We start from the raw sequence: 14,889 nt of genomic DNA on the forward strand, positions 1-14,889 counted from the left end.
GAATTCGGATGATTATAGATGAGAAAGGTGAGCATAGTGAAGAAAGAGGTAAATAGAGAAGAAGTGCAGGCGTGGGTGCAGGAACGCTTTGAACTGTCTGTGACGAGAATTCGCGGGATTGCCAAGGAACATGCGGCGGCAACCCCGTTTGGTGATTATTTTAACAGTCAGGCGGCCTTTATTTTGTATGTAGAGAATATCTACAAAATGCGTCAGGACGGTGGTTTTGCACGGCTGACCACGGAGGCACTGGCTGAGATGAATCATTGCTTTTATGCGGATATTCTTCCTGAAACTGAGGTGTGGGAGGGGGAAACCGGTTATGAGAAAAGCTATGCCAATCCACAATGGTCGACAGCAATGTTGGGAGCAGATTATGGTCCGATGATGGCCTGGCTTGTCACGGAGATCCGAGGTCTGATTCCGTTGGCATTCCAGGGGCGTCTGGCAGATATGACAGCGATCAATGAACTGTTTATAGAGATTTATAACCGGTTTGAAAACCGTATACCTGAAAGAAATGAGATTTTGCAGATCATTTACTGGTATGTCAGTGATTACAGTGATCAGACTGTGACGGGGAGAACCCGGGAGAAGCTGGATCCGGCCCTGAGCTTTTACAGGGATATCATCATGAAGGCGGATTTGACAGATCTGTCTTATCTGTATCAGTATGGCGAGTATATTTCTGACAATGAAAAGTCGATTGCTGCGTATCTGAACACCCTGGATCAGTCGGTGATCGACGATATGGCAGCTACATTTGTGAATGGCTACGTGAGAGGATTTGAACTGTATAAGATTGACTTATCAGCCAAGAAGAATGTCCAGTTAAGAGCCAATATTGGTTTTGAGCGAGTGCTTCGTTCAACAATCCGGCAATTTGAAGCATTAGGACTTTCTGTGATTGTCTGCAGGGATGCCATCCATAGTATTAACAAGACAGCGGGTAAGCTCGGTCTTGTGTCCTGCTCGGCTAATCCGCAGTATGATTACGATCACCGCATGGATAAGGGGTTATATCTTGACAAAGCTTTATGTGAGCGCATCATCGGTGTGACGAAGTCTGCCTATGAGCAGTATGCGGATCTGGCAGAGGATTATGCCGGTCCGGCCTGGATGGATGTTTTTGGTGAGACTCCCTTTGAACCGGCGGCTAAAGAGGAGAACATCCGTCTGTCGGATAAACAGCAGAAGCTGGCTGTTCGCATGGCAGGACAGCTGACAGAGATTGTCAATCAGTATATTGATGCGTCAGCCATCAGTTTTTCAATCATTGCCTGGCCACTGCCGTCCATTGGCGATCGGTTTGAGGCCATTATGGATGAGACGATCAAAGTCAACAATCTGGATAATGATCTGTTCAGAAGCATTCAGCAGAAGATGATCGATGCCATTGACGGCGCGGAATATATGCATATTACCGGTATGAACGGCAACCGGACGGATTTGAAAGTTGCCTTATGGCAGCTTCAGGATCCGGCGAAGGAAACGGTGTTTGAAAACTGTTGCGCAGATGTGAATATTCCTGTGGGTGAGATTTTTACAAGTCCGGTATTGACAGGAACAAATGGAACGCTGCATGTAAGCAGTGTTTATCTGAATGGATTGAATTACAGAAATCTTTCATTGCGGTTTGAAGATGGCTGCGTTGCTGAAGCCGACTGCAGCAATTATGAGGACAGGGAAGAGAATCAGAAGTATCTGAGACAGAATCTTCTTCAGAATCATGAAACGCTGCCAATGGGAGAATTTGCCATCGGCACGAACACAACGGCCTATGCCATGGCCAGAAAATTCGACATTACACAGTTGATGCCGATTCTCATTATGGAGAAGACAGGGCCGCATTTTGCCATTGGCGATACCTGCTACAGCCATAGTGAAGATCATAAGGTATATAATACAGACGGCAAGGAAATTGTTGCCCGTGAGAATGAGAAGTCCCGCCTGAGAGATACGGATCCGGAACAGGCATATTTTAATGTGCATACGGATATTACGATTCCTTACGATGAGATCAGTGCCATTACAGCATGCTTTGCAGACGGCAGGCAGGTAGATATCATACGGGAGGGCAAATTCTGCCTTGAAGGTACGGAAGCACTGAATGAGCCACTCGATATATAAGCTGTGCTTATATAGTATCGACGATACATTTTAAATAAAAAAGGAAAGGTGAAAGAACCTTTCCTTTTTTTCGCTTAAGTATTGACGTAAAAGCTCAGTACGGTTACAATAGAGTCAGATTCTGATGAATTTTGCCTTTTTGATAGGAAAAAGTGAATTTATAAGAATGGTTTATAATAAGAGTATCCACTTATTTATAAGATATCATTATAAAAGGAGCGTTTAACATGCATAAGATCGGTATTATCGGCGGCGGTCAGCTTGGCAAAATGATGATTCTTGATGCTAAGCGGCTGGATGATTATTTTGTAATTCTTGATCCAACCCTGCATTGCCCGGCTCACAGCATTGCAGATGAACATATTGTAGCAGATTTTGATGATGTGGCAGCCATTGAGGAACTGGCCTCGAAGGTGGATGTGGTGACGTATGAATTTGAGCACATCAGTGTGAAGGCGCTGCAGCAGGTGGAGGCAAAGGGATGTCCTGTTTATCCTTCCAGTGAGACACTTTTGCATATTCAGAACAAATACGATCAGAAGCAGTGGCTGATGTCACATGGTCTGCCGGTTCCTGATTTTCGAAAGGCAGACTCTTATGAACAGCTGGTGGAGGATTGTGACTATTTCGGTTATCCGGTGATTTTGAAGACCTGTACAGGCGGTTATGACGGCAAGGGGAATGCGGTGATCCATACAAGAGAAGATATTCGCGAGGCCTATGAGAGTCTGGGCGCAGGCAGGCTGCCCCTGATGGTGGAAGAATATGTGCCGTTTTTAAAGGAAGTATCGATTTTGGTCTGCCGCAGCACTAACGGCGATGTAGCGGTATTCCCGGTGGCAGAAAATGTGCATGTGAACAGCATTCTGGATGAGACAACGGTACCGGCGGATATCACAGAAGCCTGTCGGGAAGAAGCCATGGATGTGGCAAGGAAAGCGGTGCATGCTTTTAATGCCTATGGTATGCTCTGTATCGAACTTTTTGTGACAAAGGATCAGCATGTGCTTGTCAATGAGCTGGCGCCGCGTCCGCACAATTCAGGACATTATACAATAGAGGGCTGTGTGACTTCACAGTACGAGAATCATATCCGGGCGATTCTTGGACTGCCCCTTGGCAGTACGGAACTGATACGCCCGACAGTGATGAAGAATATTATCGGAAATGTGAATAAGAAGGCTGAAGTCCATGGACTGGAAGAAGCTTATAAGTATCCTGAAGTGAAGATCCATATTTACGGCAAAGAGGAATGCAGAGTTGGCCGTAAGATGGGGCATATCACAGTGACAGATAAGACGATTGAAGATGCACTTTTTAAAGCGCGCTATGCGCATTCAAAGATCAAGTTTTAACGGAGGTAATGGGAATGAGCGTAAAGGTTGGCATTATTATGGGCAGTGATTCCGATCTGCCGGTTATGTCGAAGGCAGCAGAGATACTGGATGAATTGCAGGTGCCTTATGAACTGACGATTGTTTCGGCACACAGAACACCGGACAGATTATGCGAATATGCAAAGACAGCCGAGGAAAAAGGCCTTTCAGTGATTATTGCAGGTGCCGGCGGGGCAGCCCATCTTCCGGGGATGACTGCGGCTATGACGGTGCTCCCTGTTATTGGTGTACCGGTGCAGACAAAGGCTCTTGGCGGTGTGGATTCTCTTTATTCTATCGTCCAGATGCCACCGGGCATACCGGTTGCTACAGTGGCCATCAATGGTGCACAGAATGCAGGACTTCTGGCAGCCAAGATTCTGGCCACAGAGGATGCCGCATTGCGTGAGAGACTGAAAGCATACAGCAGCAAGCTTGAGCAGACGGTACTGAATAAGGCTGACAAGCTTGAGCATATCGGCTATGAAGCGTATTTAAAGGAGATGTAAGCAGATGGAGAAAATGATGGACAGATGTGGTTTGTTTGGCATGTTTGACAATAACGGCTTTCATACATCCCATTTAATATATTACGGACTGTTTTCCATGCAGCATCGCGGCATGGAGGCAGCAGGTATCTGTGTGAATGACAATCAGGGTAATTTTTCCTATGTGAAGGATGAAGGCCTTGTGACAGAAGTTTTTGATGAAATGAAGCTCGAGAAGCTTCAGGGACATGCAGGTATTGGCCACATTCTCAGATATGACGGATCGGATGCCCGCGAGAATGCACAGCCCATCGTGATCCGTTACACAAGCGGTCATATGGCTGTTGCTTTAAACGGCGGATTGACGAATATCGAGGAGATTCGCCATGATCTGGAACTGAAAGGTTCTGTATTCCAGACAATGGAAGCGGCGGAAGTAATCTCTGTGTTGATTTCCAGAGCAAGAAATAATTATCCGACCATTGAGGAGGCGATTGCTTCTATTATGCCGATGCTCAAAGGCGGATACGCGATGCTGGTGATGACGCCGAGAAAGGTGATCGGTGTCAGAGATCCCCAGGGCATTCGTCCGCTGGTACTTGGCAGGGAAGATCATTCATGGTTCCTTTCTTCAGAGACATGTGCCTTTGATGAATTGAATGTTGATTATGTGAGAGATATCCAGCCCGGGGAGATTGTGGTCATCAATGCAGAAGGCCCGCATTCCATCCAGGGTATGCAGGCGCAGCCGATACGTGCCTGCATTTATGAGTATATTTATTATTCACATCCGGCCAGTGTCTTCGGTGGTCAGGAAGTTTACAAGGCGAGATACAATATGGGATGCCATCTGGCAAAGGAAGCGCCTGCAGATGCAGATGCGGTTGTATGGGTACCGGATTCGGGTCTGGCAGCAGCAGCCGGATATGCAGATACACTGGGAATCCCTATGGTGGATGCTTTTGTAAAAAATAAATACTACGGTAATAATCTGGTGAAGCCGGAAGGGATTTTGTTTGACAGAAAGATTCATATGAAGCTTTCTGTGATTAAGAGCCAGGTGAAGGACAAGAACATTGTGGTTGTGGATGACTCCATGGTGCGCGGTACAACGGCTCAGACGTTAGTTGAGCTGCTTCGCCATGCCGGAGCTAAGAGTGTACATCTGAGAATCGCATCAGCAACCATTTCACATCCATGTTATTATGGCGCTTCCATGCCGGAAGAGAAGAAACTGATCTTCCATGAGCAGGGAGTGGATGCGGTCTGCAAGATGACGGGAGCGGATTCACTTGCCTTCCTGTCCAGTGAGGGTATGGTAGCTGCATGTCCGGATGCCGCAGGTGGTTTCTGCATGGCATGTTTTAACGGTGATTACCCAACGAAATAGCAGATAGAAATAGTGAAATAAGAATCCGGGAACGGATTTTGAATCGAACAATTAATCATAATCAGAGTGCTTTTATCAAGGAGGAAATATAAATGGATTACAAAAATGCCGGTGTAGATATTGAAGCAGGATACGAATCAGTAGAACTCATGAAGAAATTTGTCAAAGGAACCATGCGTCCGGAAGTACTTGGCGGTCTCGGCGGATTTTCAGGTGCTTTTTCTCTTGAAAATATCAAGAAAATGGAAGAGCCGATCCTTTTATCAGGTACAGATGGCTGCGGCACAAAGGTGAAACTGGCTTTCCTTATGGACAAACATGACACGATCGGTATTGATGCAGTGGCTATGTGTGTGAATGATGTGGCTTGTGCCGGCGGTGAACCGCTTTTCTTCCTTGATTATATTGCATGCGGCAAGAACTATCCTGAGAAGATTGCCACAATCGTCAGCGGTGTTGCTGAAGGGTGCAAGCAGTCCGGTGCAGCACTGATCGGCGGTGAGACAGCGGAGCATCCGGGACTGATGCCTGAGGATGAGTACGATCTTGCAGGTTTTGCAGTAGGTGTTGTAGATAAGAAGGATCTGATCACAGGTGAGAATCTGAAGAAAGGTGATGTGCTTATCGGCATCGCTTCTTCCGGTGTACACAGCAATGGTTTCTCCCTTGTCCGCAAAGTATTCAATATGACAAAGGAATCATTGGATACATACTATGATGAACTTGGCACAACTTTAGGTGAAGCATTGATCGCGCCTACAAGAATTTATGTCAAAGCCCTGAAGGCAGTTAAAGACGGCGGTGTGACGCTTAAGGGATGCTCCCATATTACGGGCGGCGGATTTTATGAGAATATTCCACGTATGCTGCCGGAAGGTGTTCATGCTGTTGTGAAGAAAGACAGCTATGAAGTTCCGGCTATCTTCAAACTTATTGCAGAAAAAGGTGATATTGCCGAACAGATGATGTACAATACTTTCAACATGGGTCTTGGTATGGTGATTGGTGTTGATCCTGCAGATGTTGATAAAACAATGAAGCTTCTTGAAGAAGCAGGTGAGAAAGCCTATATCGTTGGTGAACTGACAGAGGGCGAAAAGGGTGTGACATTATGTTAAAGATTGCAGTACTTGTATCCGGCGGCGGCACCAATCTCCAGGCCATTATCGACAGCATTGCCGATGGACGTATCACCGACACAGAGATCAAAGTGGTGATCAGCAATAATCCAAAGGCAAAAGCACTGGAGAGAGCGGCGAAAGCCGGTATTGAAGCAGTATGTATTTCTCCGAAACAGTATGCAGATCGTGAGCTTTTTAATGATGCTCTGCTGGAAGCTGTCAATGCCCGGGGTGTGGATCTCATTGTATTGGCAGGCTTTATGGTGGTTGTGCCAGAGAAGATGATCAAAGCCTACAGAAACAGGATGATCAATATCCATCCGTCGTTGATCCCGTCTTTCTGTGGAACCGGTTATTATGGACTGCATGTTCATGAGGCTGCCTTAAAGCGTGGTGTGAAGATCAGCGGTGCAACGGTGCATTTTGTTGATGAGGGAACTGATACAGGCCCGATCATCATGCAGAAGCCGGTGGAAGTACGCCCGGATGATACGCCTGAGGTGCTTCAGCGCAGAATTATGGAGCAGGCTGAATGGCAGATTATGCCGAAAGTTATTGATCTGATCGCCCATGACAAAGTGCATGTGAAGGATGGCAGAGTGTTTGTAGAGGAGTAGACTTCAAGACTCCAAGTCTGCAATGTGACTTTGAATCCTGTATCGGAATTCGTGAGTTGATTTTGAATAGGTTCATCCGCCGATTCTGCCTTTTGATTTGGTGGAATCGGCGGATATTTGAGTTATATATGAAAGAAAGGATGAGCAGAATGAAAGTATTAATCGTTGGCGGCGGTGGAAGAGAGCATGCCATCGCATGGAAGGTCGCAGAAAGTCCTCTTGTAGATAAAGTTTACTGTGCACCGGGCAATGCCGGTATTGAAGAAGTTGCAGAATGTGTACCGATCGGTGCCATGGAATTTGATAAGCTGGTTGCCTTTGCAAAGGAAAAAGCCATTGATCTGACGGTGATCGGCATGGATGATCCGCTGGTGGGCGGTATTGTGGATGCTTTTGAGGCAGAAGGACTGAGAGTATTCGGACCGCGTAAGAATGCAGCCATTATCGAGGGCTCCAAAGCCTTTTCCAAAGATCTGATGAAAAAATATGGTATTCCGACTGCTGCTTATGAGAATTTCACGGATCCGCAGGCAGCCCTTGATTATCTTGAAACGGCCAAGATGCCAATCGTATTAAAGGCTGATGGTCTGGCCCTGGGCAAAGGTGTTCTTATCTGCCAGAATCTTGAAGAAGCCCGCGCCGGTGTTAAAGAGATCATGGAAGACAAGAAATTCGGTTCAGCTGGCAATCAGATGGTTGTGGAAGAGTTTATGACAGGACGTGAGGTGTCGGCCCTTTGCTTCTGTGACGGAACCAATATTGTACCGATGACATCTGCTCAGGATCATAAACGTGCAAAAGATGGCGATCAGGGCTTAAATACAGGCGGTATGGGTACATTTTCCCCAAGTCCTTTCTATACAGAAGAAGTGAATGCTTTCTGTATGGAGCATATTTTCAAGCCTACGATGGCAGCGATGAAAGCAGAAGGCAGAGATTTTGTGGGCATCCTTTTTGTTGGTTTGATGCTGACAGAAGACGGTCCGAAGGTGCTGGAATATAATGCCAGATTCGGTGATCCTGAAACACAGGTTGTACTTCCGAGAATGAAGACAGATCTGGTGGAAATGTTTGAGGCATGCATCGACGGCAAACTGGCTGAAAAGCATCTGGAATTTGAAGACAATGCGGCAGTTTGTGTTGTCCTGGCTTCTGATGGTTATCCGGTTTCCTACGAAAAAGGTTATCCGATCACAGGTTTTGAGAAATTTCATGCGGATGAAGGTTACTATTGTTTCCATGCAGGCACAAAGCGCAATGAAAAAGGCATTGTGACAAACGGTGGACGTGTACTTGGTGTCACAGCTAAAGGCACAACGCTGAAAGAAGCAAGAGCTAATGCCTATAAAGCAACCGAATGGATTGAATTTGACAACAAATATATGCGTCATGATATCGGCAAAGCCATTGATGAAGCATAACATATGAATCTTTTATCAGGACCCGCAAAAGCGGGTCCTGTTTTTGGAAAGAAAAATTCAGATGATGATTGTGAATGTTGTAGTTCGTATGAAAACTGCGCAGGATAACCAATAAAATAAATAAATGAAATTACAGGTTTCTTTAGTTGTAAATTTATGGTACAATGTAATAACTTAAAGCGTTAAACTACAGAAACAAGGAGAGCGGAACATGAAGGAACTGGATTTATTGCGGCAGGAACTTTTATCCTGTGATACTCAGCTTGTAGATATATTGATGAAACGATTCGATGTGGTTGAGAAGATTATGGCATTGAAGGAGAAGAATCAGATGCAGATTCTTCAGCCGGAGCAGGAGAGCAGACAGAAAGAGGCACTGGACATAGAATTGAAAGGTAATGTGCATCAGGAAGAGATTGCTGATATTTATGCGCGAGTTCTCTACAACAGCAAGAAGATTCAGGGAAAGAAACTTTTCGATTACAATATTGTGCTGATCGGTTTCATGGGAGCAGGAAAGAGTACAATCTCTGCGTTTTTGAGAGATGCACTGGCCATGGATGTGGTTGAGATGGATCAGGTGATCGCCGAACAGCAGGGCATGAGCATTTCGGAAATTTTTGAGACTTATGGAGAGGAATACTTCCGCAACCTTGAGACACAGTTGTTGATTGACATGCAGTCCAAGCAGAATGTCATTATTTCCTGTGGCGGCGGTGTGGCTATGCGTGAACGCAACGTGGCTGAGATGAAGAAGAACGGCAAGGTTGTTCTTTTGAAAGCAGACCCGCAGACCATTCTTGACCGCGTGAAGGACAGTGACGAACGTCCGCTTTTGAATGGTCACAAGAATGTAGAGTATATTGCGGATTTGATGGAAGCAAGAAGAGCAAAGTATGAAGCAGCAGCGGATATCGTTGTTCAGACTGACGGCAAGAGTGCACTTGAAATCTGCGAGGAAATGATCCATAAGCTGAGAAGTGCAGATGAATAGAACGTATTTTTGATGACAGCATAATAGATTTTTATAGTGTTTTGCAGAAGCAAATAGTTGCCTTTGAAACTAAAAAGAACAACTGTTTGCTTTTTCGCTTGTAAAAGGGAATATTTCATGGTATGATAGGGGGTAGTTAGAACTGCAAAGCGTGTAATGCAGGGCCATGGATGAAAGGAATAATCTGGATGAAGAAATTGAAGAGGGCCTGTGCAGAATGTGTGGATGGGAGATGAAGGATGTATTTTGAATATGGTGAAAATGAGATAACTTATCTTCGAAATAAAGATAAAAAGCTGTCAGAAGTCATTGATCAGATAGGGATGATAGAAAGAGAAGTGGATACAGATTTGTTTTCTGCAGTGGTTCATCATATTATCGGTCAGCAGATTTCTACGAAAGCACAGGCAACCATCTGGCAGCGGATGAAGGAGACTTTGGGAGAAGTGAATGCTGTAACTATTCTTTCAGCGGACATTTCCAAGCTGCAGTCTTTGGGGATGACCTTTCGTAAGGCAGAATATATTACGGACTTTGCCAGAAAGGTTCATGAGGGCGTCTTTGATCTGGAAACAGTCGCTCAGATGTCGGACGAGGCGGCCATCAAAGAACTGGCTTCTCTGAAAGGAATTGGTGTATGGACAGCGGAGATGATCTTGCTTTTCTGTCTGCAGCGGCCGGATATATTCAGCTATGATGATCTGGCTATCCAGCGTGGACTTCGTATGGTTTATCATCACCGCAAGATTGACCGGAAGTTGTTTGAAAAGTATCGCAGGCGGTTTAGTCCTTACTGCAGTGTGGCCAGTCTGTATTTGTGGGCAGTAGCAGGCGGAGCTATTTCGGGAATGAGAGATTATAAACCGAAGACACAGAAGAAGTAAGATGGAGGAAAATGATGGTATATACATGTCAATATCAGTCACCAATGGGGGATATCCTGTTGGCTGCTGATGAAATCGGTCTGACAGGATTGTGGTTTGTTGGGCAGAAATACTTTGCCAACATACTTCCGGATGAACATATTGTGCGGGAAACACCGATTCTTGCAGAGTCCAAAAGATGGCTGGATGTGTATTTTTCCGGCGAAGAACCGAATTTTACACCGCCTCTTCATCCGATCGGATCTGCATTCAGACAGGAAGTGTGGCAGATTTTGCTGCAGATTCCGTATGGTCAGACAACGACATATGGAGAGATTGCCGGACAACTGGCTGAAAAGCATGGCATGGATCATATGTCTGCACAGGCAGTCGGCGGTGCAGTAGGGCATAACGAAGTCTCTATTATCATTCCATGTCACCGTGTGGTCGGTGCAAATGGCAGCCTGACGGGATATGCAGGCGGAATTGACAAAAAGGTACGATTGTTGGAATTAGAGAAAACAGATATGACCAAATTTTTTATTCCGAAGAGAATTCAAGAATCCTGATGAAATAAGGGATTTTATTGAGGAGTGGATGAGGTTACATGAATGAGACAGAAAAAGGAAAATACTTTTTTAGCAGGCAGTTATAAATTTAGCTGTCTGTTTTTTTGTCCACGGTGAACTTTTTCCGGTTTACAATGGTTATATAATATGTACAGATATTGAATTAGGAGAAAACACGATGAAAGAAAGAGAATTGATACAAAAACTGCATAATGGAGATAAAGAAGCAGCTGGCCTGATTATTGAGAGATATTATGTAGATATTTATCGTTTTTGTCTTTATATGGTTCAATCTGAAGAGGATGCTTATGATATTGCGCAGGAAAGTTTTTTAAAATTTATCAAATACGGAACTTTTTATCATCATCAAAACCTCAAAGGATATCTTTTGATGATTGCAAGAAACCTCTGTTTTGATTATTTTCGGGATAAGAAAGGCACAGAAACCCCGGTTGAATGGGAAGAACTTGATAAGATACCGAAACCAGGAAATCAGATAAAGGAAACAGAAGATATCATTTATTTGCAGAATCTGTTAAAGGCGCTTTCGCCGGATATCAGGGAAGTAGTTGTTCTGCGGATGTATGAAGAAATGAAGTTTAAAGATATTGCTGGTATGATGGGATGCAGTGTGTCCACGGCAAAGTCACGGTTTCGATTAGGTATCAGTCAGTTGAAAAGGATGATGGAGGAGGATGAAGATGAGCGATAGTGAAATAAAGAATCTTTTTAAAAGAGCAGATGCGCAGGTACATATTGATGAAAAAAGGAAGCAAATGGCTTATCAGATAGTGCTGATGGAAATTGAGAATCAGGGAATAGAGAAGCAGAGAATTGAGTCGGGGAGAATCGAGAAGCAGGAAATCAGGCAGCAAGAAATTGATATAAGGGGAGTCGAGAGTAGAAATACTGAAAAACAGGAACAGTTGAGGATGTCCGTTAAAAATATTCTGCTTCAGCAATTTCAGTATATGGATAAACTGTTTTTCTATATTTATGGCGGCCTTATCTGTCTGGGCATTATTTTTATTGCGGTGCTGCAATATACCGGAGTGAGTCAGAATGAAATTATCACCGTGTGTATGGCGGGAGCAGGAATTTTAAGCATCACATCCATTGGTGTGATTGATAAGATGTTTTTTGGAAAAATGGCAGAGTTGGGAGCAAGCTGTTATTTTAATACAAAGCAATGTGTGGCTGCATGGATGGTAATATCCGGGATGGTCAATGTTGTGGTGCTGTTTTTGCTGGCAGGTTATTTGAATGGCTTCTGGCGTGTTGGATTATTGCAGGTGGGGCTTTATATTCTGACACCTTATCTGTTGTCGGGGATGATTGCCCTGGGAATTTTGTCAATGGAAACAGGAAAAAAGCATTCGTTTCTATTTGTCATCAGTGGCTTTTTGATGTCCATTGGCTATGGTGTTCTCGGGGCTATTCCGGGCATTATGTTTACGGCAGCTAACCGGATATGGACAGCAGGCTTTATACTGTCATTACTTTTATTTGTCATTCAGATAAAAAGGCTATTTAATAAAATGGAAAAAGGTGATGTGTTATGCATGAATTAAAATTGATGGATGTTTGGAAAAGATACAAAGACAAAGATGCCGTCCGTGAAGTGGATTATACATTTACAAATGGGGTATATGGTCTGTTGGGAGAAAATGGGGCAGGAAAGACAACATTGATGCGATTGATTTGCGGTGTTATGCAGCCAACGAAGGGAAAGATTTGCTGTGATAATCTTGAAATTTCCGGTATGGGAGCAGAATATCGAAAACTCCTGGGCTATTTGCCGCAGGATTTTGGATTTTATCCTGATTTTACTGCGGAGCGTTTTCTCAGGTATATGGCGGCTTTAAAAGCATTGCCGAAAGATGATGCAGAAAAGCGGATTGAAGAACTTCTGACTATGGTAGAATTGAAAAATGTGCGCAGGAAAAAGCTGAAAACTTTTTCCGGAGGGATGCTTCGAAGAATCGGCATTGCCCAGACACTTTTAAACAATCCGGAAATTCTGGTTTTGGATGAGCCTACAGCAGGGCTTGACCCGAAGGAGAGAGTGCGTTTTCGCAATATCATCAGTTCCTTAGGCAAAGACAGAATTGTTTTGCTGTCTACTCATATTGTGTCGGATATAGAGTATATTGCAGACCGCATTTTAATCATGAAAAACGGAGAACTCATTCAGGAAGGAACAGAGGCGGAGCTAACAGAGAAAGTGAAAGGCCACGTTTGGAAATGCATTGTTTCGGAAAAAGAAGCCGAGTGCCTTGGGCAGCGTTTTGTTGTAAGCAATATGAGAAGTAATGGTGAAAATATCGAATTAAGAGTGATTTCAGAAAAACAGCCCATGCGGGAGGCAGAACTTCTGGAGGGGACTCTTGAAGATGCCTATCTTTATGAAACACAGTCAGCGGAGGAAACGTAAAATGCGGCTTTATAGAATGGAATTATACAAACTCTATCACAACAAAATATTTAGAATCGGACTATTTGCCGCTACCGCATTGTTGTTGGCTTATTTTTGGTTTGCAGAAGTAGGCGGGGAAATAGCTGCAGTGGATGGAAGCGTTTATTCCGGTTATGAGGCTGTGAAGATGAACAAGAAAATCACGAAAGAATTTGAAGGCGAGCTGACAGATGAAAAGGTTCATCAAATTGTTGAAAAATATGGTCTGCCATCCAAGTTGGAAGAAAATATGCCGGGATGGAGAGACGGGAACTTTTTAAATGATTTTGTGACACGATATTTTACCAATGGGGCATGGGAAAACGGCATTACTCCAACAGAAAGATATATGATTGCGGAAACAGAACTGGGGGAAAACTGTGAAAAACTGGGGATAACACCTTATCTGACTTACACAACAGGCTGGAAAATATTTGTTGAAATGCTGCAGTTTGGCCTGATATTGGGAAGTATACTGGTTATTTGCAGTGTGTCAACTATTTTTGCAGAGGAGAGCCAGACGAAAATGCTGCCGCTGATTTTCAGCACAGAAGAGGGAAGAAGAAAGGACGTCATGGCAAAAATAGCCGCTGCTTTGACATTTACAATTTCTGTCTTTCTGTGGTTTGCGGTGATAAACCTGGTCTTATGTCAGGTTGTGTATGGGTTAAATGGATTCAATAACATCGCAGGACTTGTACTGTCTGAAAGCATCAGGCATCAGTCAGTGATGTTTTCAAAATATCTGGCAGTCTTACTCATGCTTGCCTTAGAAGCCTTTTTATCATTGTGTGCTATTACCCTGTGTGTATCTGCCCATCAGAACAGTTCATTTGGAGCCGTCATCATCTCTGCAGCATGCTGGGGACTGCCGGTGATAGTAAGAATATTTTTTGGCGGCTTTATGGCCCTCATCGTCGATGCCATGCCGGTATTCCTGATCATGACAAACATGGTCAAAGACATCTATAACATCTGGCAGCTTGTATTTACCATCAACATCATTTTCGCCGCTGCATGCCTGGCAGAAGGAACCATTGCTTATAAAAACAGGCAAATAGCTTAGAGCAATTAGTTTAAAGCCAAAATTGAATCATGAAGACAGTTGATCTAATAATAGATGACAAAATAAAATTCCCCCCCTGATAAGGAAACATCCGCTAAAACGTTTCGTGCGGGTGCGCGTTGTTTTAGCGGAGGTTTCTTTCTTAGGGGGTTTTATATCAAATAGGGGATTTTTATGAGTTTTTACAAATAATCGTGTTTGGCCAGCACATTCAGAATATTGCGTCCTTCTTCGGTACCTTCGATGTTTCCCTTCCTTTTGCAAGGCCTTTGTCTGATAGGTGAGTTGCAAAAGTAACTTCTACTTTGCAGAAGTAAATTCTACTTTGCAGGGTTAAATTCTATACAAAATAGAAAAATAATGACTTAGATATATGAAATCCCTGAAAACGGAGTTAAA

General features: G+C 44.1%; 14 protein-coding genes. All 14 read left to right on the plus strand.

Annotated elements, in window-relative coordinates; all coding sequences use genetic code 11:
• Window positions 1-18: 18 nt before the first annotated feature.
• Window positions 19-2,130, plus strand: a complete 2,112-nt coding sequence (locus tag NBH03_RS13470; protein WP_250799875.1) for an aminopeptidase — start codon at window positions 19-21, stop codon at window positions 2,128-2,130.
• A gap of 227 nt (window positions 2,131-2,357) precedes the next feature.
• The gene (locus tag NBH03_RS13475) at window positions 2,358-3,485 is read left to right on the plus strand and encodes a 5-(carboxyamino)imidazole ribonucleotide synthase (RefSeq protein ID WP_117540270.1); all 1,128 of its coding nucleotides are present in this window, start codon (window positions 2,358-2,360) and stop codon (window positions 3,483-3,485) included.
• A gap of 14 nt (window positions 3,486-3,499) precedes the next feature.
• Window positions 3,500-4,015 carry a 5-(carboxyamino)imidazole ribonucleotide mutase gene (gene purE / locus NBH03_RS13480; protein WP_015515041.1) on the plus strand — a complete coding sequence of 172 codons (516 nt, stop codon included), beginning with the start codon at window positions 3,500-3,502 and terminating at the stop codon, window positions 4,013-4,015.
• A gap of 4 nt (window positions 4,016-4,019) precedes the next feature.
• Window positions 4,020-5,384 carry an amidophosphoribosyltransferase gene (gene purF, locus NBH03_RS13485; protein WP_250799876.1) on the plus strand — a complete coding sequence of 455 codons (1,365 nt, stop codon included), beginning with the start codon at window positions 4,020-4,022 and terminating at the stop codon, window positions 5,382-5,384.
• A 92-nt stretch (window positions 5,385-5,476) separates the two neighbouring features.
• Complete coding sequence (purM, locus tag NBH03_RS13490) at window positions 5,477-6,502, plus strand: phosphoribosylformylglycinamidine cyclo-ligase (RefSeq protein ID WP_250799877.1); 1,026 nt, start codon at window positions 5,477-5,479, stop codon at window positions 6,500-6,502.
• Complete coding sequence (gene purN, locus NBH03_RS13495) at window positions 6,496-7,122, plus strand: phosphoribosylglycinamide formyltransferase (protein ID WP_227082074.1); 627 nt, start codon at window positions 6,496-6,498, stop codon at window positions 7,120-7,122. Before purM ends, purN begins: the two co-directional genes overlap by 7 nt.
• Window positions 7,123-7,271: 149 nt before the next feature.
• A complete protein-coding gene (purD, locus tag NBH03_RS13500) occupies window positions 7,272-8,543 on the plus strand; it encodes a phosphoribosylamine--glycine ligase (protein ID WP_117540262.1) in 1,272 nt (423 codons plus the stop codon).
• 211 nt (window positions 8,544-8,754) lie between these two features.
• Complete coding sequence (locus NBH03_RS13505) at window positions 8,755-9,537, plus strand: shikimate kinase (protein WP_215690898.1); 783 nt, start codon at window positions 8,755-8,757, stop codon at window positions 9,535-9,537.
• A gap of 239 nt (window positions 9,538-9,776) precedes the next feature.
• Window positions 9,777-10,421, plus strand: a complete 645-nt coding sequence (locus tag NBH03_RS13510; RefSeq protein ID WP_215690897.1) for a DNA-3-methyladenine glycosylase family protein — start codon at window positions 9,777-9,779, stop codon at window positions 10,419-10,421.
• Between the two features lie 14 nt (window positions 10,422-10,435).
• A complete protein-coding gene (locus tag NBH03_RS13515) occupies window positions 10,436-10,969 on the plus strand; it encodes a methylated-DNA--[protein]-cysteine S-methyltransferase (RefSeq protein ID WP_250799881.1) in 534 nt (177 codons plus the stop codon).
• A 178-nt stretch (window positions 10,970-11,147) separates the two neighbouring features.
• On the plus strand, window positions 11,148-11,681 hold the full coding sequence (locus tag NBH03_RS13520) for an RNA polymerase sigma factor (protein ID WP_250799878.1): 534 nt from the start codon (window positions 11,148-11,150) through the stop codon (window positions 11,679-11,681).
• A complete protein-coding gene (locus NBH03_RS13525; RefSeq protein WP_250799879.1) occupies window positions 11,671-12,540 on the plus strand; it encodes a hypothetical protein in 870 nt (289 codons plus the stop codon). Before NBH03_RS13520 ends, NBH03_RS13525 begins: the two co-directional genes overlap by 11 nt.
• Window positions 12,528-13,403, plus strand: coding sequence for an ABC transporter ATP-binding protein (locus NBH03_RS13530; protein ID WP_215690894.1), 876 nt, complete (start codon window positions 12,528-12,530; stop codon window positions 13,401-13,403). Before NBH03_RS13525 ends, NBH03_RS13530 begins: the two co-directional genes overlap by 13 nt.
• Window position 13,404: 1 nt before the next feature.
• Window positions 13,405-14,490: an ABC transporter permease gene (locus NBH03_RS13535; protein WP_250799880.1), complete on the plus strand. Its 1,086-nt coding sequence runs from the start codon at window positions 13,405-13,407 to the stop codon at window positions 14,488-14,490.
• Window positions 14,491-14,889: the final 399 nt, after the last annotated feature.

Source organism: Coprococcus intestinalis (assembly GCF_023656595.1).
Taxonomy (GTDB): Bacteria; Bacillota; Clostridia; order Lachnospirales; family Lachnospiraceae; genus Coprococcus_A; species Coprococcus_A intestinihominis.